At 69.0% G+C, this 22,231-nt stretch carries 20 protein-coding genes; 12 read left to right on the top strand and 8 right to left on the bottom strand.

Annotation, left to right across the window (positions count from 1 at the left end):
* Nucleotides 1–20: 20 nt before the first annotated feature.
* Nucleotides 21–608, bottom strand: coding sequence for an RNA polymerase sigma factor RpoE (gene rpoE / locus RN02_RS13455; RefSeq protein WP_009616435.1), 588 nt, complete (start codon nucleotides 606–608; stop codon nucleotides 21–23).
* 394 nt (nucleotides 609–1,002) lie between these two features.
* Between rpoE and nadB the strand changes: the two genes are divergently transcribed.
* The 5 genes from nadB to pdxA all read left to right on the top strand — a co-directional run bounded on the left by nadB (nucleotide 1,003) and on the right by pdxA (nucleotide 6,935).
* Nucleotides 1,003–2,607 carry an L-aspartate oxidase gene (gene nadB, locus RN02_RS13450; RefSeq protein ID WP_009616433.1) on the top strand — a complete coding sequence of 535 codons (1,605 nt, stop codon included), beginning with the start codon at nucleotides 1,003–1,005 and terminating at the stop codon, nucleotides 2,605–2,607.
* Between the two features lie 73 nt (nucleotides 2,608–2,680).
* Nucleotides 2,681–3,463: a DeoR/GlpR family DNA-binding transcription regulator gene (locus tag RN02_RS13445; protein ID WP_043314939.1), complete on the top strand. Its 783-nt coding sequence runs from the start codon at nucleotides 2,681–2,683 to the stop codon at nucleotides 3,461–3,463.
* 213 nt (nucleotides 3,464–3,676) lie between these two features.
* Nucleotides 3,677–4,681, top strand: coding sequence for a 2-keto-3-deoxygluconate permease (locus RN02_RS13440; protein ID WP_043314938.1), 1,005 nt, complete (start codon nucleotides 3,677–3,679; stop codon nucleotides 4,679–4,681).
* Nucleotides 4,678–5,937, top strand: coding sequence for a four-carbon acid sugar kinase family protein (locus RN02_RS13435; RefSeq protein ID WP_043314937.1), 1,260 nt, complete (start codon nucleotides 4,678–4,680; stop codon nucleotides 5,935–5,937). Before RN02_RS13440 ends, RN02_RS13435 begins: the two co-directional genes overlap by 4 nt.
* Nucleotides 5,934–6,935, top strand: a complete 1,002-nt coding sequence (gene pdxA / locus RN02_RS13430) for a 4-hydroxythreonine-4-phosphate dehydrogenase PdxA (RefSeq protein WP_043271390.1) — start codon at nucleotides 5,934–5,936, stop codon at nucleotides 6,933–6,935. Before RN02_RS13435 ends, pdxA begins: the two co-directional genes overlap by 4 nt.
* Before the next feature lie 2 nt (nucleotides 6,936–6,937).
* Here the strand turns inward: pdxA and RN02_RS13425 are convergent, their stop codons facing one another.
* Together RN02_RS13425 and RN02_RS13420 are read right to left on the bottom strand one after the other, a co-directional pair.
* Entirely contained in the window at nucleotides 6,938–7,390 is a 453-nt protein-coding gene (locus RN02_RS13425; protein WP_043314936.1) for a protein YgfX, read from the bottom strand.
* Nucleotides 7,374–7,628, bottom strand: coding sequence for an FAD assembly factor SdhE (locus RN02_RS13420; RefSeq protein ID WP_009616418.1), 255 nt, complete (start codon nucleotides 7,626–7,628; stop codon nucleotides 7,374–7,376). The genes RN02_RS13425 and RN02_RS13420 overlap by 17 nt, the downstream gene beginning before the upstream one ends.
* A gap of 162 nt (nucleotides 7,629–7,790) precedes the next feature.
* Between RN02_RS13420 and ygfZ the strand changes: the two genes are divergently transcribed.
* Nucleotides 7,791–8,735 carry a CAF17-like 4Fe-4S cluster assembly/insertion protein YgfZ gene (gene ygfZ / locus RN02_RS13415; protein ID WP_043314935.1) on the top strand — a complete coding sequence of 315 codons (945 nt, stop codon included), beginning with the start codon at nucleotides 7,791–7,793 and terminating at the stop codon, nucleotides 8,733–8,735.
* 48 nt (nucleotides 8,736–8,783) lie between these two features.
* Nucleotides 8,784–9,620 (top strand): HDOD domain-containing protein, encoded by an 837-nt coding sequence (locus tag RN02_RS13410; RefSeq protein ID WP_009616407.1) that lies wholly within the window; start codon nucleotides 8,784–8,786, stop codon nucleotides 9,618–9,620.
* Between the two features lie 345 nt (nucleotides 9,621–9,965).
* On the opposite strand, the gene RN02_RS13405 is transcribed toward RN02_RS13410, so the two are convergent.
* Nucleotides 9,966–11,381 (bottom strand): sensor histidine kinase, encoded by a 1,416-nt coding sequence (locus RN02_RS13405; protein WP_052267731.1) that lies wholly within the window; start codon nucleotides 11,379–11,381, stop codon nucleotides 9,966–9,968.
* Nucleotides 11,374–12,045: a response regulator gene (locus tag RN02_RS13400; RefSeq protein WP_009616396.1), complete on the bottom strand. Its 672-nt coding sequence runs from the start codon at nucleotides 12,043–12,045 to the stop codon at nucleotides 11,374–11,376. Before RN02_RS13400 ends, RN02_RS13405 begins: the two co-directional genes overlap by 8 nt.
* A gap of 185 nt (nucleotides 12,046–12,230) precedes the next feature.
* Between RN02_RS13400 and RN02_RS13395 the strand changes: the two genes are divergently transcribed.
* Genes RN02_RS13395 through RN02_RS13380 form a run of 4 tightly spaced genes read left to right on the top strand, consistent with a single transcriptional unit; the run spans nucleotide 12,231 to nucleotide 16,545 of the window.
* Nucleotides 12,231–13,523 (top strand): OprD family porin, encoded by a 1,293-nt coding sequence (locus RN02_RS13395; protein WP_043314934.1) that lies wholly within the window; start codon nucleotides 12,231–12,233, stop codon nucleotides 13,521–13,523.
* Nucleotides 13,524–13,545: 22 nt separating this feature from the next.
* Nucleotides 13,546–14,529, top strand: a complete 984-nt coding sequence (locus tag RN02_RS13390) for a Bug family tripartite tricarboxylate transporter substrate binding protein (RefSeq protein WP_043314933.1) — start codon at nucleotides 13,546–13,548, stop codon at nucleotides 14,527–14,529.
* Between the two features lie 17 nt (nucleotides 14,530–14,546).
* Complete coding sequence (locus RN02_RS13385; protein WP_043314932.1) at nucleotides 14,547–15,017, top strand: tripartite tricarboxylate transporter TctB family protein; 471 nt, start codon at nucleotides 14,547–14,549, stop codon at nucleotides 15,015–15,017.
* 10 nt (nucleotides 15,018–15,027) lie between these two features.
* Complete coding sequence (locus RN02_RS13380; RefSeq protein WP_043314931.1) at nucleotides 15,028–16,545, top strand: tripartite tricarboxylate transporter permease; 1,518 nt, start codon at nucleotides 15,028–15,030, stop codon at nucleotides 16,543–16,545.
* A 202-nt stretch (nucleotides 16,546–16,747) separates the two neighbouring features.
* Here RN02_RS13380 and recJ read toward each other — a convergent pair whose 3' ends face one another.
* The 3 genes from recJ to RN02_RS13365 all read right to left on the bottom strand — a co-directional run bounded on the left by recJ (nucleotide 16,748) and on the right by RN02_RS13365 (nucleotide 20,402).
* Nucleotides 16,748–18,463 carry a single-stranded-DNA-specific exonuclease RecJ gene (gene recJ / locus RN02_RS13375; RefSeq protein ID WP_043314930.1) on the bottom strand — a complete coding sequence of 572 codons (1,716 nt, stop codon included), beginning with the start codon at nucleotides 18,461–18,463 and terminating at the stop codon, nucleotides 16,748–16,750.
* Nucleotides 18,464–18,620: 157 nt separating this feature from the next.
* Nucleotides 18,621–19,160, bottom strand: a complete 540-nt coding sequence (locus RN02_RS13370; protein WP_009616386.1) for a YaeQ family protein — start codon at nucleotides 19,158–19,160, stop codon at nucleotides 18,621–18,623.
* A 69-nt stretch (nucleotides 19,161–19,229) separates the two neighbouring features.
* Nucleotides 19,230–20,402: a GGDEF domain-containing protein gene (locus RN02_RS13365; RefSeq protein ID WP_043271405.1), complete on the bottom strand. Its 1,173-nt coding sequence runs from the start codon at nucleotides 20,400–20,402 to the stop codon at nucleotides 19,230–19,232.
* Between the two features lie 258 nt (nucleotides 20,403–20,660).
* Here RN02_RS13365 and RN02_RS13360 point away from each other — a divergent pair, with 258 nt between their 5' ends.
* Complete coding sequence (locus tag RN02_RS13360) at nucleotides 20,661–21,860, top strand: CaiB/BaiF CoA transferase family protein (protein WP_043314929.1); 1,200 nt, start codon at nucleotides 20,661–20,663, stop codon at nucleotides 21,858–21,860.
* Nucleotides 21,861–22,231 lie beyond the last annotated feature (371 nt).

The raw sequence follows: 22,231 nt of genomic DNA, 5'->3' as shown, positions 1-22,231 counted from the left end.
TCTTGGCTGTTCCGCCGTATTCAGGGCTGTTCATCATGCAGCAACGGCTGCAAGGCTTTGTCTATCGCTTCCCGCGCACGGAAGATCCGTGAGCGGACCGTACCCACCGGGCATTGCATCACGGTGGCGATATCCTCGTAGCTCAATCCCTCGAATTCGCGCAGGGTCAATGCCGTGCGCAGGTCCTCTGGCAGTTGCTGGATGGTGCGATGGACCGTTTCCTCGATCTCGTCCCGCAACATTGCCCGTTCCGGCGATTCGATGTCCTTCAGGGCGTGGTCGCCATCGAAGAACTCCGCATCCTCGGCTGTCACATCGCTGTCCGGTGGTCGCCGACCGCGCGCCACCAGGTGGTTCTTCGCGGTATTGATGGCGATCCGGTACAACCAGGTATAAAAGGCACTGTCACCGCGGAAGTTGCCCAAAGCGCGATACGCCTTGATGAAAGCCTCCTGCGCAACGTCCTGGGCTTCCTGGGCGTCGTGCACGAACCGCACGATCAACCCGAGGATCTTGTGCTGGTATTTCAGCACCAGCAGATCGAAAGCCCGTTTGTCTCCGCGCTGTACCCGTTCAACCAGTTGCTGATCCTGTTCCTGGGTTAGCATGCATGCTCCTCAACAAGCCCGGAGGAGCTGCGAGCACCCTGCAGAATCGCTCTGCCAAGATAGACTCGGATGTCTTGCAAAAGTTCTCCCCTCCAAGCGTACGCCGCACAGTTTTTTTGTCGCTTCACCGCGACCCGGCCGGACCCATTGTCCAAACCTTTGAAAATCCACTGCAATCGGCGAACAACCACAGCCTTCTCGCGCGTCGGGAACCCCGTTGCAAGAAGGTTTCGGACATTCACCGTTAGAACCAGAAAGACTGAAATAGTTCCACCTGCCGCCCCTGGCGCATGAACGCCGGGGCTTGCGCCAGAAATACGGCGGCAGGCACAAGGCCGCTATTGTGCCGATCCCCCCTTCTATATACTAGGCCGCCACCAATCGGAATCCGGGCATGAGCGAGCACTTTCATCACGACGTCCTTGTGATCGGCAGCGGGGCCGCGGGCCTCAGCCTTGCCCTGACATTGCCGCAGCACCTGCGCATCGCCGTGCTGAGCAAGGGGGAACTGTCCCAGGGCTCGACCTTCTGGGCCCAGGGCGGGGTCGCCGCGGTGCTGGACGACACCGACACCGTCGAGTCCCACGTGCAGGACACCCTGGACGCCGGCGCCGGCCTGTGCCGGGAAGACGCCGTGCGCTTCACCGTCGAGCACAGCCGCGAGGCCATCCAGTGGCTGATCGACCAGGGTGTGCCCTTCACCCGCGACAGCGAGGCGGGCCGCGAGGACAACGGCTTCGAATTCCACCTCACCCGCGAGGGCGGCCACAGCCACCGGCGCATCATCCATGCCGCCGACGCCACCGGCGCGGCCATCTTCAACACCCTGCTGGAACAGGCCCGGCAGCGCCCGAACATCGAGTTGCTGGCGCAGCGCGTGGCGGTCGACCTGATCACCGAACGCAAGCTCGGCCTGCCCGGCCAGCGCTGCCTCGGCGCCTACGTGCTGAACCGCGACAGCGGCGAGGTGGACACCTTCTCGGCGCGCTTCACCGTGCTCGCCTGCGGCGGCGCCAGCAAGGTCTACCTCTATACCAGCAACCCGGACGGCAACTCCGGCGACGGCATCGCCATGGCCTGGCGCGCCGGCTGCCGCGTCGGCAACCTGGAATTCAACCAGTTCCACCCCACCTGCCTGTACCACCCGCAGGCCAAGAGCTTCCTCATCACCGAGGCGCTGCGCGGCGAAGGCGCCTACCTGCGCCTGCCCAACGGCGAGCGTTTCATGAAGCGCTTCGACCCGCGCGCCGAACTGGCCCCGCGGGACATAGTCGCGCGCGCCATCGACCACGAGATGAAGCGCCTGGGCGTGGACTGCGTGTACCTGGACATCAGCCACAAGCCGGCCGAGTTCATCAAGGAACACTTCCCCACGGTGTACGAGCGCTGCCTGACCTTCGGCATCGACATCACCCGCGAGCCCATCCCGGTGGTGCCGGCCGCCCACTACACCTGCGGCGGCGTGCTGGTGGACGAGCACGGCCACACCGACGTGCCGCACCTCTACGCCATCGGCGAAACCAGCTTCACCGGCCTGCACGGCGCCAACCGCATGGCCAGCAACTCGCTGCTGGAGTGCTTCGTCTACGCCCGCTCCGCCGCCGCCGACATCCAGGCGCGCCTGGAAAGCACCCCGGCCACCCCGGCCCTGCCGAGCTGGGACGCAAGCCAGGTCACCGACTCGGACGAGGACGTGATCATCGCGCACAACTGGGACGAACTGCGGCGCTTCATGTGGGACTACGTCGGCATCGTGCGCACCACCAAGCGCCTGCAGCGCGCCCAGCACCGCGTGCAGATGCTGCTCAGCGAGATCGACGAGTTCTACAGCAACTACAAGGTCAGCCGCGACCTGATCGAGCTGCGCAACCTCGCCGTGGTCGCCGACCTGATCATCCGCTCGGCCATGCAGCGCCACGAAAGCCGCGGCCTGCACTACACCCTGGACTACCCGGGGCTGCTGCCCGAGGCGCGCGACACCATCCTCAGCCCCCGCTAGCCCGCCCCGCCCGCCACCGCGGGCGGCCTGCGCAACGGCCAACCGGCAGCCCCGACAGCAAAGCGAGACCGCCATGAAACCGACCGACCGCCAGCGCGCCATCCTCGACCTGGTTCGCCACCGCGACACCAGCGTGGAAGAACTGGGCGCCGCCCTGGGCGTTTCGGAGGCCACCGTGCGCCGCGACCTCAGCCTGCTGGCCCAACAGCGGCGGCTGGTGCGGACCCACGGCGGCGCCACCGCGCTGATCGGCACCCACGAGCCGGAAGCGAGCCTGGAGGAGCGCAACGCCAGCCATCGTGAGGAAAAGATGGCCATCGCCCGGGCCGCGGCCGCGCACATCCGCGAGGGCGACAGCATCTTCCTCGACAGCGGCACCACTTGCGCGGCGCTGGCGGCGCATCTGCGCACGTTGCAGAACCTGCACGTCATCACCAACAACCTGCTGGCGCTCACCGCGCTGGCCAATGCCCCGGGCGTGCGCATCACCCTGATCGGCGGCGATCTGCGCAGCACCGGCATGAGCACCTTCGGCCCGCTGGCGGAACTGTCGCTGAGCCGGCTGAGCTTCGACCGCGCCTTCCTCGGCGCCGACGGCGTCGTCGCCGGGTTCGGCCTCTGCGAAGCCAGCGCCCAGCAGGCCTACCTCAAGGAATGCGTGATCAGGCGGGCGGCCGAGGTGTACATACTGGCCGACGCCGAGAAGCTGGGCCGCGCGCGCCAGCAGCACTGGACGCCGCTGGAGCGGGAATGGCGCCTGATCACCTCGACGCCGGACGAAAGAACGCTCGAACCCTTCCGCCAGTTGCCCATGGCCACCGTCGAACTGGCGCCGGCCAGCCCCTCCGCCCGCTGAAGCGGGCCCCTTCCCTCGCCCGCCCAGCCTCCAGCCGCTGCCCTCCGCGACCTGCACGCCATCCTCTACTGATCGAAATGCGCAAGCTCATGATTGACTTGCGCAGGACTTGTCCTTTAAATCGCATCCTGATGATCGATTCAATCAAGTACATGAGCGATTCGATCAAATCCCCCTACAACAAGTCGAACAAGAACGAACAGGTACCTGCCCATGATCCAGATCCCGATCAAGCGCACGATCGAGCGTATTCCCGGCGGCATGATGATCGTCCCGCTGCTGCTCGGTTCGCTGGTGGCCACCTTCGCGCCGGACACGCCGAAATTCTTCGGCTCCTTCACCAATGCCCTGTTCACCGGCGCGCTGCCCATACTCGCGGTGTTCTACGTCTGCATGGGCGCGAGCATCAACGTCCGCACCACGCCCTACCTGCTGAAGAAAGGCGGCGCGCTGTTCGCGACCAAGGTCGGCACGGCGATGCTCCTCGGCATCCTGCTCGGCCAGTTCCTGGGGGAACAACCCATCTCGGCCGGGTTCTTCGCCGGCCTGTCCACGCTGGCCGTGGTGGCGGCGATGAACGACACCAACGGCGGCCTGTACATGGCGCTGATGGGCCAATACGGCCGCCCCGAGGACGTCGGCGCCTATTCGGTGATGTCTCTGGAGTCCGGCCCCTTCCTGACCATGCTCACCCTGGGCGTCGCCGGGCTCTCGGCGTTCCCCTGGCCGACCTTGCTGGGGGCGATACTGCCGCTGCTGCTGGGCATCCTCATCGGCAACCTGGACCGTGAAATGCGCGAATTCCTCGGCAAGGCGGTGCCGGTGCTGATCCCCTTCTTCGCCCTCGCCCTGGGCGCCAGCCTGGACCTGCACAAGGTCTGGCAGGCCGGCGTGCTCGGCCTTCTGATGGGCGTGGCGGTGGTGGTGCTGACCGGCATCCCGCTGTACTTCGCCGACCGCCTGACCGGCGGCACTGGCGTCGCCGGCGCCGCGGCGGCTACCACGGCGGGCAATGCCGCGGCCGTGCCGGCCCTGGTCGCCGCCGCCAACCCGGTCTACGCCCCGGCCGCCGCCAGCGCCACCATGCTGGTCGCCTCCTGCGTGGTGGTCACCGCCATCCTCACGCCCGTGCTGGTCTCCACCCTGGCCAAGCGCGTCCGGCAGCGGGCCGAAAGCGCCGGGCAGCGCGACTCGATGGCGCCGGAGTCGCCCCGATGAACATGCTGATCATCGCCGACGATCTGTCCGGCGCGGCGGACTGCGCCGTGGGCTTCGCCAGCCGCGGCTGGCGAAGCCTGGTGATGCTCGACGCCCGGCCAACGCAGGCGCAGGTCGAGGTCATCGCCGTGGATACCGACAGCCGCCGCCTGGACGCCACACAGGCCGCGCAGCGCAGCGTCGCGGCCTTCCATGCCCTGGCCAGGCCGGGCCAGCGGCTGTACAAGAAGATCGACTCGACCCTGCGCGGCAACTGGGCCGCGGAAGTCGCCGCGCTGCATCCCCTGGCGGGCCTGGCGCTGGTCGCCCCCGCCTTTCCGGAAATGGGCCGCACGGTGCGCGACGGCCAGGTGCTGGTGCACGGCGCGCCGCTGGAAAGCACCGACACCTGGCGCCTGGAACATGCCGATGCGCCGGCCGACATGGCCAGGATGCTCGGCGCCGCCGGGCTGCGCGTCGAACACTGCGCTCTGGAACAACTGCGCCGGTCGGCGGGGCGAGTCATCCAGTCGGCCATGGAGCGCGGCGTCCAGGCCCTGATCTTCGACGCCGAGACGGCCGAGGACCTGCGCCTGCTGGCACGGGAAACGGCGCAGGCGGAACTCCGGGCGTTCTGGGTCGGCTCCGGGGGCCTGGCAAGGCAGATAACCGAAGCGCCTGCGCCCTCCCCTTCGCAAACAGCAGCCGTCGAGACCGGCCATCTCCCATCGCAGCTGTCGACCGTAGTGCTGGCCGGCAGCCTTTCCGCCATCGCCGACCGGCAATGCGAGGAACTGCAGCGGCGCAGCGACATCCGCCAGCTCAGCTTGCCGCCGGCCGTGCTGCGCCAGGGCAGCGAGCATGCCGACTGGCCGGACTGGCAGGCGCAGGTGGGCGCGCTGCTCGACCAAGGCCGCGACCTGCTGCTGCGCATCGGCCGCGACGAACGCCCCGATCCCGCCGAAGGCGCCCTGCTTTCGGCCAATCTCGCCGCCCTGCTCAAGCCGCATTTCCATCGGGTCGGCGGCCTGGTCGCCACCGGCGGCGAAACCGCGCGGGCGATGCTCGGCGCGGTCGGCATCGACGGCCTGCAACTGGTCGGCGAGATCGAGGCCGGCAGCGTCCTCAGCCATCCCCTGGCCCCGGCGGGCGGCCACCGGCCCGGCATCGTCACCAAGGCCGGCGCCTTCGGCAGCCCCGAAGCCCTCTATCGCGCGTGGCGCCACCTGCGCGACGCGCAACAGTCCCCTCCTGAATTCAGAGTGCCCCACCCATGAACGACTATCTTCCCGTAATCGGCATCACCATGGGCGACGCCGCCGGCGTCGGACCGGAGATCATCGTCAAGAGCCTGGCCAGCGCCGGGCTCCACCGATTCTGCCGCCCACTGGTGATCGGCGATGCGCAGCGCCTGGAGAAGGCCGACCGGCTGCTCGGCGGGCTGGCCCGGGTACGGCGCATCGAGGATGCCGACGACGCTCGCTTCGAGCCGGGCGTGATCGACTGCATCGACCTCGGGCTCATCCCCGACGACCTGCCCTTCGGCGTGCTGTCCCCCGTGGCCGGGGATGCGGCCTACCGGTTCATCGCCCGCGCGGTGGACCTGGCCAAGGCCGGGAAGATCGACGCCATCTGCACCGCCCCGCTGAACAAGGAAGCCCTGCACGCCGGCGGCCACAAGTTTCCCGGCCACACCGAGCTGCTCGCCCACCTGACCAACGTCGACGAAGTGTCCATGATGCTGGTGGCCCCCAAGCTGCGCGTCATCCACGTCACCACCCACATCGGCATCATCGACGCCATACGCCGCATCGAGCCCGGCCTGGTGCAGCGCACCATCGAGCGCGGCCACGAGACCCTGGTGCGCTCCGGCATCCCGCAGCCGCGCATCGGCGTCTGCGGCATCAACCCGCACGCCGGGGAAAACGGCCTGTTCGGCTACGGCGAAGAGGAAGAGAAGATCATCCCCGCCGTCAGCCTGCTGCAGGCGCGGGGCCTGGACGTCACCGGCCCGCTGCCGGCCGACACCCTGTTCTACCGCGCCGGCCGCGGCGACTTCGACCTGGTGGTGGCCATGTACCACGACCAGGGGCACGGCCCGGTGAAGGTCCTCGGGCTGGAAGCCGGGGTGAACGTCACGGTCGGCCTGGACGTGGTGCGCACCTCGGTGGACCACGGGACCGCCTTCGACATCGCCGGCAAGGGCATCGCCGACGAACGCAGCCTGCTGGAGGCGCTACGCCAGGGCGCGGAGCTGGCGAACAGGCCGCGCTGAAGCTACTGCGGCGCCACCCATCTTCCCCGACTGAAGCGCAGCCGCACGCGCAGACGGCGGTGGGCCTGCGCCGCCAGGCTGTCGGCCGGCAGGCACAGGCCGCGGCTCAGGCGCTGGCCCGGCAAGCGGAAGCGCAGCACGATCAGCGCCGGCAGCGCGAGGCTGTCCGCGCGCAGTTGCACCGCCTGCCAACCGTCGGCCGGGCTCCATAGCTGCCAGCCGTCGGCGTCGTGGCGCAGAGCGCGGTAGGCGTGGCGGCTGCGCAGCAAAACCTGGCGCGGCAGCACCCACAGGGCATGGATCAGGCAGAGCAGCAGGCCGGCGGCCTGCCAGAAGGCGGGAATGGCGGCCAGATACAGCGCCGCCACGGCGAGCGCCAGGCTCGCCAGGTAGGCCGCCAGCAGCCGCTCGGACGGCCGCCAGTGGCACTCGAAGGGCTCACTTCGGTTGGACACGGTCCAGGATCATGCGCACGATGTGGCGCAGGTCGGCATCTTCCGGCTCGCCGCGCTGCATGAACCAGCCGAACATGTCCTGGTCCTCGCATTCCAGCAGCATACGGAAGCGCGCCTGGTTCTCGGCGTCCAGGCCCGGGTAGACCTCCTGCACGAAGGGCACCAGCAGCACGTCCAGCTCCAGCATGCCGCGGCGGCTGTGCCAGAAGAGTCGTTTCAGTTCGGTTTCGTCGGTCATCTGCGGGTCCTCGGCGCTACATCGGAAACCCCACGGTGCGGCGCCTGCCGGATTCCGTGAAGCGAGCGGCATTATACGCATGCCCTCGCCTGGCGGCACCCGCTGACAAGCGCAGGCCCCGGCTCTATCATGGAAAGCCTAACTTTCTTCCAGCGACCCGCAATGGCCGATTCCGCGTTCTACACCGCCCTGACCCACGAAGGAGTCCTCGCCGTCCGTGGCGCGGACGCCGCCAAGTTCCTGCAGGGGCAGTTGACCTGCAACCTCAACTACCTCGACGCCACGACTTCCAGCCTGGGCGGCCGCTGCACGCCCAAGGGGCGCATGACCTCCAGCTTCCGCATCGTCGCCGAGGGCGACGGCTACCTGCTGGCGCTGGCCGCCGAGCTGCTGGAAGGGCAACTGGCCGACCTGAAGAAGTACGCCGTGTTCTCCAAGGCCAGCCTGAGCGACGACAGCGCCGCCTGGCTCCGCTTCGGCCTGAGCGGCGGCGAGGCCGTGCTCGCCGGCCTCGGCCTGGAACTGCCCGCCGAAGCCGACCGCGTGGCGCGCAACGGTGATTTGCTGGCCATCGGCCTGGGCCATGGCCGCGCCGAACTCTGGGTGCCGGCGGCCCGCGCCGGCGAAGTGCGCGAGGCGCTCGACGCCGCGCTGGACGAAGGCACCCTCAACGACTGGCTGCTGGGCCAGGTGCGCGCCGGCGTAGGCCAGGTCTTCGGCGCCACCCGCGAGCTGTTCATCCCGCAGATGATCAACCTGCAGGCGGTCGGCGGCGTGAGCTTCAAGAAGGGCTGCTACACCGGCCAGGAAATCGTCGCGCGCATGCAGTACCTCGGCCGCCTCAAGCGCCGCCTGCACCGCCTGGCGCTGGACGCCGCCGAGCTGCCCGAGCCGGGCGCCGCGCTGTTCTCGCCGGTGCACGGCAGCAGCGTCGGCGAAGTGGTGCTGGCCGCCCGCGCCGCCGAAGGCATCGAGCTGCTGGCGGTGCTGCAGGACGACGCCGTGGCCGACGGCCGCGTGCGCCTCGGCCAGGCCGAGGACGGCCCGGCCCTGCGCCTGCTGACGCTGCCCTACGTTCTCGACAGCGACCGCGAAATCCAGCGCTGACCGAATCGCCTGCCGGGTGGGGAGCCCGGCGTCCCTCAAGGAACTGCCATGAGCAAGCTTGCCGAAAAAGTACAACAGGAACTGCTGCGGGCCATCGACAACGACGAACTGGTGCTGCCCACCCTGCCCGAGGTGGCGCTGCGGGTCCGCGAGGCGGCGGAGGACCCGGACGTCAGCATCCATGACCTGGCCCGGGTGATCGGCAACGACGCCGCGCTCACCGCGCGCATCATCAAGGTGGTGAACAGCCCGCTGCTGCGCACCAACAAGGAGATCACCGACCTGCAGATGGCCATCGGCCGCCTGGGCATCAACTACACCAGCAACCTGGCCACGGGCCTGGCCATGGAGCAGATGTTCCAGGCCACCTCCGACGTGGTCGACCGCAAGATGCGCGAGGTGTGGAACAAGAGCGTCGAGGTCGCAGGCATCTGCCACGCGCTGTGCCGCCACTACACCCGGCTGATGCCCGACCAGGCGACCCTCGCCGGCCTGGTGCACCAGATCGGCGTGCTGCCGATCCTCACCTACGCCGAGGAGAACAGCGAACTGCTGGCCGACTCCATCAGCCTCAACCACGTGATCGAGCGCATCCACCCGGTCATCGGCGACCGCATCCTCAAGGCCTGGGAATTCCCCGCGCCCATCGCCGAAGTGCCCGGCCACTACCTGGACTTCACCCGCGACTCCGCCAAGGCCGACTACGTGGACATCGTCCAGGTCGCCACCCTGCAGAGCTACCTGGGCAGCCAGCATCCCTTCACCGAAATGGACTGGAGCGACATCCCGTCCTTCGCCAAGCTGGGCATCGACCCGCAGGCCAACCTCAACGAGGACGAGGACCTGTCGGCCGCCATGGAGGCGGCGATGGGGATGTTGCAGTAGGCTGCCGGTCCGGCATTGGCGCGGGCTCTTCGGAGGAGCGAGCTTGCTCGCGAATAGCGTTCTACCGGAAAGGTTTGGTGTCGCTCCGAAGAGCGCCCTCTCCCTAACCCTCTCCCTGAAGGGAGAGGGGACTGTTCGGAGCGTTTGGATATTCCAGTGTTAGCCGGTAAGCATTGAAATTTCCGGCTAACACCACGTTCTCAGCCGGCACGGACAAGCCCCCTCTCCCTTCAGGGAGAGGGCTGGGGAGAGGGAGCGGAGTCAATCCAAACACCGAAGCCCGCCGGCAAGCGCTGTTCGTCGCGAGCAAGAACCAGGCGTCCCCCTCGCTCCTACGAAAAGCGCCTAGCCGCCCCTCGCGTCCTCCAGCGGAAAACTCACCCGCACCAGCAACCCACCCAGCTCGCCATGGGCCAGCTCGATGCGAGCCCGGTGCGCCGCGCAGATCTCCCCAACGATCGCCAACCCCAGCCCGGTGCCCTCCTGGCGCTTGCGGTAGAAGCGGCCGAAGACCTTGTCGCGCTCCTCCGCCGGGATGCCCGGGCCGTCGTCCTCGATCTCCAGCACGGCCGGCGACTCGACGCGGATCACCACGTTGCCGGCGGCATGGGCCAGGGCATTGGCCACCAGGTTGTCGAGCAGTTCGTGGAGCAGCGTCGGATCGCCCTTGATCCACACCGGCCGCTCGGCCTCCAGGGCCAGGGCCACGCCGCGCGCGTGGGCCAGCGGCGCCAGCACCATGCCCTGCTCGCGGGCCAGGGCGCCCAGCTCGATGGCCTCGCCGCCGCCCTCGGCGATGGCCCGGGCGCCGCTTTCCACCCGCGCCAGGGACAGCAGCTGGTTGGCCAGCCCGGTGACGCGGTCGGTGTACTGCACCGCTTCTTCCAGCGTCTCGCGCCAGCGCTGCGGCTCCTGCTCGCGCAGGCCCAGCTCCAGCCGTGCCTTGAGCGCCGCCAGCGGCGTGCGCAGTTCGTGGGAGGCTTCGGCGATGAACTGCGACTGGCGCTCGAACAGGCTGCGCAGGCGCACGGTGAAGTGGTTCAGCGCCGCCACCAGCGGGCGCAGTTCGCGCTGCACCGCCACCGGCGGCAGGGGCCGCAGGTCGTCCGCCTGGCGCTCCTCCACCGCCGCGCGCAGGCGGTCGAGCGGGCGCAGGCCGGCGCTCACCGCGTACCAGACCATGACCAGCGCGGCCAGCGCCGACAGCGCCAGGTTGAGCAGGGTGTCGGTGAGCAGCTCGCGGGCCAGGCGCTCGCGCGCGCCGAGGGTCTCGGCCACGCGGATTTCCGCCATGCCGTTGACCGTCGGCTGGCTGACCGGCTGCAGCAGGCTGACCACGCGCACGCCCTGGCCCTGGTATTCGCTGTCGTAGAAGCGCGCCAGCGCCGGATAGTCGTCGGTGCGCAGAGTTCCCGGCGGCGGCGCCGGCAGGTTCTCGTAGCCGGAGATGGACTGCCCGCGGGTGTCGATCACCTGGTAGAAGATGCGCCCGGCGCTGTCGTAGGCGAAGCTGTCCAGGGCCACGTAGGGCACGTTGGCGCGCAGGCTGCCGTCGCTGTCGTAGAGGCCGTCGGCGATGTCCCGCGCCGAGGCCAGCAGGGTGCGGTCGTAGGCGATGTCCGAGGCGTGGCGGGCACGCTGGTAGGTGGCCAGGCTGCCCAGCAGGAGCAGCACCAGCAGCAACCCGCCCAGGCGCCACAGCAGGCGCCAGCGCAGGCTGCCGGAACCGGGCAGGGCCAGGCGCCGGAGCACCTCAGGCATCCACGGCCTCGAGCAGGTAGCCCAGGCCGCGGAAGGTGACGATGCGCACCGCGTCGCCTTCCAGCTTCTTGCGCAGGCGGTGCACGTAGATTTCGATGGCGTCGGCGCTGGCGTCCTGGTCCAGGCCGAACACCTGGGCGGCCAGCTGCTCCTTGCTCAGCACCCGCCCGGGGCGGGCGATCAGCGCTTCCAGCACGGCCTGCTCGCGGGAGGTCAGGGTCAGCGCCTCGCCGGCCAGGCTGAAGCGCCGCGCGCCCAGGTCGTAGACCAGCTCGCCGCAACGCTGCTGCTGTTCGCCGCCGAGCACGCTGCGCCGCAGCAAGGCCTTCACCCGCGCTTCCAGTTCGCTCAGCTCGAAGGGCTTGGCCAGGTAATCGTCGGCGCCGAGGTTGAGGCCATGGACGCGGTCCTTGACCTCGCCGCGGGCGGTCAGCATCAGCACCGGCAGGGTCTTGCCGCGGCCGCGCAGGCGCGCCAGCACCTCGAAGCCGTCCAGGCGCGGCAGGCCGACATCGAGAATGGCCAGGGCGTATTCCTCGCTGGCCAGGGCCAGGTCGGCGGCCACCCCGTCGCGCAGCAGGTCGACCGTCCAGCCCGCGCCCTTGAGCGCCTGCTGCACGCTGTCGCCCAGTTGCGGATGGTCTTCGACCAGAAGGATGCGCACGGCGGTATTCCTCGCTCGGATGTGGACAGGTGCACGCAGTTTACCCGCCCACGGGCGCCTGTGAACGGCTGAAAGCCTGGTGAAAGGCAGCGGCGCTAGGATCGCCCGTCAGACGACGCAGATCGTCCCAAAATCGGCTGGCGGCGTGGCGCCATCCACACAAGAACAAGAAATGGAGTCCACCGATGCTGACTGTCCAGCACCCGGCCCGTGGGGCCAATCCCGTCCTGTTCCGTGTTTTTCCCGCCGGTTTCGGCGCGGCCCTGGCCCTCGGCGGCCTGGCCGGGGAAGCCGACGCCTCCGGCTTCATCGAAGACAGCAGCCTGAAGCTGCAGACGCAGAACATCTACTTCAACCGCGACTTCCGCGACGGCGCCGGCCAGTCCAAGCGCGAGGAGTGGGCGCAAGGTTTCATCCTCGACTTCCAGTCCGGCTACACCGACGGCACCGTCGGCGTCGGCCTCGACGCCCTGGGCATGCTCGGCCTCAAGCTCGACTCCAGCCCCGACCGCACCGGCAGCGGCCTGCTGCCCACCCACGACGACGGCCGCGCCGCGGACGAGTACAGCAAGCTCGGGCTGACCGCCAAGTTCAAGGTCTCGCAGACCGAACTCAAGCTCGGCAGCCTGATCCCCGACCTGCCCACCCTGCAGCCCAACGACAGCCGCCTGTTCCCGCAGATATTCGAGGGCGGCCTGCTGGAGTCCCGCGACCTGCCCGGCCTGACCTTCACCGGCGGGCGCCTGGAAAAGGCCATCGACCGCGACTCCACCGATGCCCAGGACCTGGCGCTGAACAACAAGAACAAGCGCTTCACAGGCAGCGTCGCCGGCGAGCACTACGACCTGGCCGGCGGCGACTACAAGTTCGACGAGCACTTCACCGGCCGCTACCACTACGCCGAGCTGGACGAGGTGTACCGCCAGCACTTCGTCGGCCTGCTCAGCAGCCACAAGCTGGGCGACGGCAAGCTGACCACCGACTGGCGCCTGGCGATCAGCGACGACGACGGCGCCGCCCGCGGCGGCAGGATCGACAACCGCGCCTTCAACGCCATGCTCGGCTACGCCCTCGGCGCCAACAAGTTCAGCATCGGCTGGCAGCAGATGGACGGCGACAGCGCCTTCCCCTACATCGACGGCAGCAACCCCTACCTGGTGAACTTCGTCCAGGTCGGCGACTTCGCCGAGACCAAGGAACGCTCCTGGCAACTGCGCCACGACTTCGACTTCGCCGTGTTCGACATCCCCGGCCTGACCCTGATGAACCGCTACCTCAAGGGCGACAACGCCGAGATCAACGGGCGCGCCGGCGAAGGCCGCGAGTGGGAACGCGACACCGACCTCAAGTACGTGGTGCAGAGCGGCCCGCTGAAGGACTTCGGCGTGCGCCTGCGCAACGCCACCTACCGTTCCAACTTCGCCCGCAACGCCGATGAAACCCGCGTCTACCTCACCTATTCCCTGGCGATCTGGTAAACAACAACAAGAAGAGGCCCCGATGATGACCAAGCTCCGCACCCTCCCCCTGCTTCTCACCGCCGGCGCGCTGTTCACCGCCGCCGTCGCCCACGCCGAGCCCAAGCGCCCGGAATGCATCGCCCCGGCCGCCCCCGGCGGCGGTTTCGACCTGACCTGCAAGCTGGCGCAGAGCGCCCTGCTGGACGAGAAGCTGCTGAGCAGCCCGATGCGCGTCACCTACATGCCCGGCGGCGTCGGCGCGGTGGCCTACAACGCCGTGGTCGCCCAGCGCCCGGCCGACGGCAACAGCATCACCGCCTTCTCCAGCGGCTCGCTGCTGAACCTGGCCCAGGGCAAGTTCGGCCGCTACGACGAGAACGCGGTGAAGTGGCTGGCGGCCATCGGCACCAGCTACGGCGCCATCGCCGTGCGCAGCGATTCGCCCTACAAGAACCTCGCCGACCTGGTGGCCGCGCTCAAGGCCGACCCGAGCAAGGTGGTGATCGGCTCCGGCGGCACCGTCGGCAGCCAGGACTGGATGCAGACCGCGCTGGTCGCCAAGGCCGCCGGCATCGATCCGAAGCGGCTGCGCTACGTCGCCCTGGAAGGCGGCGGCGAGATCGCCACGGCGCTGCTGGGCGGGCACATCCAGGTGGGCAGCACCGACATCTCCGACTCCATGCCGCACATCCGCGCCGGCAAGATGCGCCTGCTGGCGGTGTTCGCCGAGGAGCGCCTGCAGGACGAGGGCATGGCCGACATCCCCACCGCCAGGGAGCAGGGCTTCGACATCGTCTGGCCGGTGGTGCGCGGCTTCTACGTCGGGCCCAAGGTCAGCGACGAGGACTACCAGTTCTGGAAGGCCTCGTTCGACAAGCTGCTGGCCTCGGAGGACTTCGCCAAGCTGCGCGACCAGCGCGAGCTGTTCCCCTTCGCCATGACCGGGCCCGAGCTGGACAGCTACGTCAAGCAGCAGGTCGCCCGCTATCGGCAGATGGCCCATGACTTCGGCCTGATCCAGTAAGCCGCGAGGTTCCCGACATGCACGCCCCCCACTCGCTGCCGCAGCGGCTGTTCGCCGGTGCCTGGCTGCTGGCCTGCCTCGGCCTGGCCGCCGTGGCCTGGAACTACCAGGCGCCCTTTTCCTACGAACCGGTGGGCCCGCGCGCCTACCCGCTGCTGTGCCTGGCGCTGATGGCGATCGGCCTGGCCTGGCTGATCCTGCGGCCGACGCCGGCCCGCCACGACGACGAGGCGCCGCTGGAAGGCGCGCTGCTGCGCAAGGTGGTGGCGTGCATCGGCCTGCTGCTGGTCTACGCCGGGCTCTTCGAGCCGCTGGGCTTCATCCTCGCCAGCGCCCTGGTGGGCAGCTTCATCGCCCTGCTCTACGGCGGCAAGCCAGCCGTCAGCGTGCTCACCTGCACGCTGCTGAGCATCGGCCTGTACCTGCTCTTCGACCGCACCCTGGACGTCCCGCTGCCGCGGGGCGTGCTCGACTTCCTGCCCTTCTGAGGACACCGTCATGGATACCCTGAGCTATCTCGGGCAGGGCTTCGGCGTCGCCCTGAGCCCCTACAACCTCGTCACCGCGTTGATCGGCACGCTGATCGGCACCGTGGTCGGCCTGCTCCCGGGCCTGGGCCCGATCAACGGCGTGGCCCTGCTGATCCCGGTGGCCTTCGCCCTCGGCCTGCCGCCGGAGTCGGCGCTGATCCTGCTGGCCGCGGTGTACCTGGGCTGCGAATACGGCGGGCGGATCTCCTCGATCCTGCTGAACATCCCCGGCGAGGCCTCCACCGTGATGACCACCCTGGACGGCTACCCCATGGCGCGCAACGGCCTGGCCGGCGTGGCCTTGTCGCTGTCGGCCTGGAGCTCGTTCATCGGCGCCTTCATCGCCACCTGCGGCATGGTGCTGTTCGCCCCGCTGCTGGCGAAATGGGCGATCGCCTTCGGCCCGGCGGAATACTTCGTGCTGATGGTCTTCGCCATAGTCGCGCTCGGCGGCCTGGCCGGCGACCGGCCGCTGAAGACGCTGCTGGCGGCGCTGCTCGGGCTGTTCCTGTCCAGCGTGGGCATCGACGCCAACAGCGGCGTGTACCGCTTCACCTTCGAGAGCATCCACGTCGCCGACGGCATCCAGTTCGTGGTGCTGGTGCTGGGCCTGTTCTCGGTCAGCGAGATCCTCCTGCTGCTGGAGAAGACCCACCACGGGCACAAGGCCGTGGAAGCCAGCGGGCGCATGCTGTTCAACCTCAAGGAGGCGGCCTCGGTGTTCGTCGTCAACCTGCGCTGCGGCCTGCTGGGCTTCGTCATGGGCGTGCTGCCCGGCGCCGGCGCCACCCTGGCCAGCGCCGTGGCCTACATGACCGAGAAGCGCTACGCCGGCGCCAGCGGCAAGTTCGGCCAGGGCGACATGCGCGGCCTGGCCGCCCCGGAAACCGCCATCGGCGCTTCCGCCTGCGGCGCCCTGGTGCCGATGCTGACCCTCGGCGTGCCCGGCTCGGGCACCACCGCGGTGATGATCGGCGCGCTCAGCCTGTACAACATCACCCCCGGCCCGCTGCTGTTCCAGGAGCAGCCGACCATCGTCTGGGGCCTGATCGCCTCGCTGTTCATCGCCAACCTGATGCTGATCATCCTCAACGTGCCGATGGTGCGGGTGTTCACCCGCATCCTCGCGGTGCCGAACTGGGCGCTGGTGCCGGGCATCGCGATCATCACCGCCATCGGCGTGTACGCCGTGCATGCCACCACCTTCGACCTGTTCCTGATGGTCGGCATCGGCATCCTCGGCTACATCCTGCGCAAGCTCGACTTCCCGCTCTCGCCGCTGCTGCTGGGCTTCATCCTCGGCGGGCTGATGGAGCAGAACCTGCGCCGCGCGCTGTCGATCTCCAACGGCGAGCTGGGCATCCTCTGGTCCAGCCCCATCGCCATCGGCACCTGGGCCCTGGTGGCGGCGATGCTCGGCCTGCCGCTGTACCGCGCCTGGCGCCGCCGCCTGGCCCGGCGCAACGCGGCGCTGGCCGGCGCCTGAGAAAGACCGACCACGCTCGCCGCGTTCTCTCCTGCGGCGATTTCAGACCCGCCTTGCGCGGGTCTCTTTTTGCCTGGGGTGGGCGCTGGTAAGCCCCGCGATGGGTATCGCTTCGCTCAACCCATCCTACGAGGGACTGCAGGTGCGCCAAGGGGCTTTCGGCAAGATGGCTCTAGCTTGCAATACCCATCGGCTGGGCGGGTCAGCGCGGCGCCAGGTGCACCACCATCAACTGCACGCTCTCGTTGCCGCGGTATTCGTTGACGTCCAGCTTGTAGGCCACTTCCGCCCAGCGCACCGTCGGGTTCGGCCAGACCTCGCGGTCGACGTTGAAGGCGATGCCGTCCAGCTGCAGCGAACCGCACTCGGTCTTGAGCACCAGCTTCAGGTGGCGCTCGCCGACGATGCGCTGCTGGACGATCTGGAACACCCCGTGGAACAGCGGCTCGGGGAAGTGCTGGCCCCAGGGGCCGGCCTGGCGCAGGGCGCGGGCCAGTTCCAGGTGGAACTCGGTCAGGCTCAGCTGGCCGTCGGAGAGGATGCGCCCGGTGAGGTCGTCCTCGCTGAGCTGGCGGCGCACCTCGGCGTCGAAGGCCGCGGCGAAGGCGCCGAAATGCCCTTGCGGCAGCGACAGGCCGGCGGCCATGGCATGCCCGCCGAACTTGCTGATCAGCCCCGGGTGGCGCGCGGCCACGGCGTCCAGCGCATCGCGGATGTGCAGGCCCGGCACCGAGCGCGCCGAACCCTTGAGGCTGCCGTCGCCGGCGTCGGCGAAGGCGATGGTCGGGCGGTGGTAGCGCTCCTTCAGGCGCGAGGCGAGGATGCCGATCACGCCCTGGTGCCAGTCCGGGTCGAACAGGCACAGGCCGAAGGGCATTTCCTCCACCGGCAGCTCCTTGAGCTGGGCCAGGGCCTCGCGCTGCATGCCCTGTTCGATGGCCTTGCGGTCCTGGTTGAGCTGGTCGAGCTGCACCGCCATGTCGCGGGCCAGGGCCTCGTCCTCGCAGAGCAGGCACTCGATGCCCAGGGACATGTCGTCCAGGCGCCCGGCGGCGTTCAGCCGCGGGCCGAGGATGAAGCCCAGGTCGGTGGAGGTGATGCGCCGGGCGTCACGCCCGGCCACTTCCAGCAGCGCGCGCAGGCCCGGGCGGGCGCGGCCGGCGCGGATGCGCGCCAGGCCCTGGTGCACCAGGATGCGGTTGTTGGCGTCCAGCGGCACCACGTCGGCGACGCTGCCCAGGGCCACCAGGTCGAGCAGCTCGGCCAGGTTAGGCTCCGGCGTGCCGCTGCGGGCGAACCAGTCCAGCTCGCGCAGGCGCGCGCGCAGGGCGAGCATCACGTAGAAGATCACGCCAACCCCGGCCATCGCCTTGCTGGGGAATTCGCAGCCCGGCTGGTTGGGGTTGACGATGGCGTCCGCCGCCGGCAGCTCAGGGCCCGGCAGGTGGTGGTCGGTGACCAGCACGCGCAGCCCGGCGGCCTTGGCCGCGGCCACGCCGTCGATGCTGGAGATGCCGTTGTCCACGGTGACCAGCAGCTCCGGGCGTTTCTCCAGGGCGACCGCGACTATCTCCGGGGTCAGGCCGTAGCCGTATTCGAAGCGGTTCGGCACCAGGTAGTCGACCCAGGCCGCGCCGAGCAGGCGCAGGGCCAGCACGCCGACGCTGCTGGCGGTGGCGCCGTCGGCGTCGAAGTCGCCGACGTAGAGGATGCGCTGGCGCTTCTCCAGGGCGTCGACCAGCAGTTCGACGGCGGCGTCGATGCCCTTGAGCTGGCGGTACGGGATCAGCCGCGCCAGGCCCTTGTCCAGCTCCTCGGCGGACTTCACGCCGCGGGCGGCGTAGAGGCGGGTCAGCAGTGGCGGCAGGTCGCCGAGGTCGGGCAGGGTTTCCGGCAACGGGCGGGGGTCGATGCGCATCAGAGCTTTCCAATCCTTCCATTTCAGCCTGACCTTGCGCCTTGCGAGCTAGAGCACGGCTAGGCGAAAACAGGCACGGGCGCGGAGTTTACCGAGTGTAAATGAGCAAGCCCGGGCCTGTTTCGACACAGCCGGGCCGACGCGCAGCTAGCGCAACTCAGCGTTCGCCCATCAGCCATTCGAGTTGCAGTTCATGCTGGCCGTTCTCATCGGTGACGAAGATCGTCCCCTCGCTGATCATCACGGTCCAGTTGATCGAGCGCGGCAGGTCGCGGGCCAGTTCCTCCAGCGGCTCCTGGGGCACGGCGGCGACATTCAGGTTCTTCAGGTGGCGCACGCCGTCGAGAACCTTGGTGGTCCACACGCGCAGGTTGCCGTAGGCCAGCAACGAGAGCTTCTCGCAGCGCCGCGAGCACCACACCAGGCGCTCGCTGTCCGGCTGGCCGACCTCGATCCAGTGCAGGATGCGGTCGTCCAGGCTCTTCTCCCACAGCGACGGTTCCTCGACGTCCGACAGGCCGCGGCCGAAGGCCAGTTGCTCGTTGTACCAGAGCACGAAGGCGATCAGGCGGACCGCCAGGCGCTCCTCGGTTTCCGAGGGGTGGCGGGCGACGGTGAAGCGCAGCGTCTCGTAGACGCCGCGGTCCAGGTCGGTGAGGCTGATGTCGGCCTTGTAGGGGGTGGCAGAGAGGGCCATGGTCTATCCCAGCGATGCGAAGGCGGCAAGTCTACCCCGATTGCGCCGGCCCTGCCGCCCCCGTCGCGCTCAGCGGTGGCCGCGGCCCTCGCGCCCCGGCCTGGGGGCCGACAGCTCGATACGGTTGCGGCCCTTGGCCTTGGCCAGGTACAGCGCCTGGTCGGCCAGCGACAGCAGCCGCGCCAGCTCGTAGCCGCCCTCCTCGCTGGTGGCCACGCCGATGCTGACGCTGAGCAGGCCATCCGCGACGAACGGCACCTCGGCGAACTCCCGGCGGATGCGTTCGGCCACCTGGCAGGCGGCTTCGGTGCCGGCGCCGATCAGCAGGCAGGCGAACTCCTCGCCGCCGATGCGCCCGAACACGTCCTGGCGGCGCATGCGCGAGGCGGTGATGCGGCTGAATTCCTGCAGGGCGCGGTCGCCCACCGGGTGGCCGTAGGCGTCGTTGAGGCGCTTGAAGTTGTCCAGGTCGCAGACCAGCAGCGCCACCGGCTCGCCACGCTCGGCGCACAGGCGCAGCAGGCGCTCGCCGGAATCCATGAAGGCGCGGCGGTTGCCGATGCCGGTCAGGGGGTCGCTCAGGGCCGCCGAACGGAACTTCAGCTCGGCGCGGTCCTTGACCATGGTCAGGGTGGTGAAGGCCAGGCCGACGGCGACCATCATGGTCTCGAACACCAGCAGGGTGAACAGGGTGGTGTAGGTGCCGGCGGGCACCACCGGCACCTCGCCGCGGTCGACGAAGATGCGCAGGGTGTAGAAGCCGGCGTGGAACAGCAACAGGGCCAGGGTCGGCCGCAGCGGCACTTCCAGGCGCTGGCGGCTGCGCCACAGCTCGGCGGCGGCGAGCAGGCAGTAGACCACGGTCAGCGCCGAGTGGACCTGGATGCGCAAGACCATCGACTGCAGGAAGACCGGCCACAGGCACAGCAGCAGCCAGAGCACGGCGCCCGCGGCCACGCCGGGCCAGTAGGGCGCGCGCCCGGCGAACACCCGCATGCTGGTCCACAGCAGCGCGCAGGAAAGCGCCACCACCATGTTGCCGGCGACGATGGCCAGCGTCTCCAGGCCGAAGCTGCGCAGGGCGATGAGGAAGGTGGACAGCGCCCCGAGCAGGAGCATGGCGGCCATGTAGCCAAGGGTCGGCTCGCGGCGCCCGCCGTACCAGGCGAAGAACATCAGCACGCCGACCAGGGCGAGGATGTACAGGTCCACCAGCAGCAGGGTGGGCAGGCTCAGCGACATGCGCCCTCCTTCGGCATCCCGTGCGCAGGCGACGTAGGGTCGACGGAAGGAGGAAGATCAACGGCGCCCATGAGCGGATACCCGGCCGGCCTGAAAAGGGTGTGGGAATGCTCCCTACTCTACGCGTCCAGCGTCGATCGCGGAACGCCTTCACAACCGATCGGTCAGCTTTGCCCGCGCCGCCGCCCCGGCCATGGCTTGCGGCGGGCCGGCGACGGCCCTAGAGTCGCCCCACTGCCCGACTGACGGAAACCTTCGATGAACGCCACCGCCAAACCCCTCGCCGGCCTCAAGGTCGTGGAACTCGGCACCCTGATCGCCGGCCCCTTCGCCGCGCGCCTGTGCGCGGAGTTCGGCGCCGACGTGACCAAGATCGAGTCGCCCGACGGCGGCGACCCGCTGCGCAAGTGGCGCAAGCTCTACGAGGGCACCTCGCTGTGGTGGTTCGTGCAGGCGCGCAACAAGCGCTCGCTGACCCTCAACCTCAAGCAGGAAGCCGGCCGCGAAGTGCTGAAGAAGCTGCTGGCCGAGGCCGACATCCTCATCGAGAACTTCCGCCCCGGCGTGCTGGAGAAGCTCGGCCTGGGCTGGGACGTGCTCCACGCGCTGAACCCCAGGCTGGTGATGGTGCGCCTGTCCGGCTTCGGCCAGAGCGGCCCCTACAAGGACCAGCCGGGCTTCGGCGCGGTGGGCGAATCCATGGGCGGGCTGCGCTACATCACCGGCTTCGAGGACCGCCCGCCGGTGCGCACCGGCATCTCCATCGGCGACTCCATCGCCGCCCTGTGGGGCGTCATAGGCGCGCTCATGGCGCTGCGCCACCGCGAGGTCAACGGCGGCCAGGGTCAGGTGGTGGACGTGGCGCTGTACGAGGCGGTGTTCGCCATGATGGAGTCCATGGTCCCGGAGTTCGACGTGTTCGGCTTCATCCGCGAGCGCAGCGGCAACATCATGCCCGGCATCACCCCGTCCTCGGTGCACACCACGGCCGACGGCAAGCACGTGCAGATCGCCGCCAACGGCGACGCCATCTTCCGCCGCTTCATGCTCGCCATCAGCCGCCAGGACCTGGCCGACGACCCGCAATTGGCCGGCAACGACGGCCGCGATGCGCGGCGCGATGAACTGTACGGGGTGATCGACCGCTGGGCCCGCTCGCTGCCGCTGGAAGAGGTGCTGAAGGTGCTGAACGAGGCCGAGGTGCCGGCCAGCCGCATCTACTCCGCCGAGGACATGTTCGCCGATCCGCAATTCCTCGCCCGCGAGATGTTCCTCTCGGCGAAGCTGCCGGACGGCAAGCCCTTCAAGATGCCCGGCATAGTGCCCAAGCTCTCGGAAACCCCCGGCTCGGCCGAATGGATAGGCCCGAAGCTGGGCGAGCACAACGATGCGATCCTGGCGGAGTTGGGCTACGACGCAGAACAGATCGCCGCGTTGCGGCGGGATGGGGCTGTTTGATAGCGGTGAGCACGCTCTTGTAGGAGCGAGCTTGCTCGCAAACTGGAGTCACCTGCGACTTCGACGCCATGGCTTGGCTCCGTCCCCTCTCCCTAACCCTCGGCTGCGCGCCCCGCCCTGAAGGGAGAGGGGACCGTTGGGCAGAAACGGCTGTTCTGGAGTTAGCCGGCAGCACCGAAGGTTTCCGGCTGAAACCATTCCTCCTCTCGGCACGGACCAGCCCCCTCTCCCTTCAGGGAGAGGGTTGGGGAGAGGGCGCTCTTCAGGTCAAGCGCCGAGATTGCCGGCGAAGCCCCATTCGCGAGCAAGCTCGCTCCTACGAAAAGAACGGAACCACCCGACTGATCCACGCTGGAAAATCCACTACCTGA

The sequence above is a fragment of the Pseudomonas sp. PI1 genome, assembly GCF_000812405.1.
GTDB lineage: Bacteria > Pseudomonadota > Gammaproteobacteria > Pseudomonadales > Pseudomonadaceae > Pseudomonas > Pseudomonas citronellolis.
This window is presented reverse-complemented; position numbering and strand designations above follow the sequence as displayed.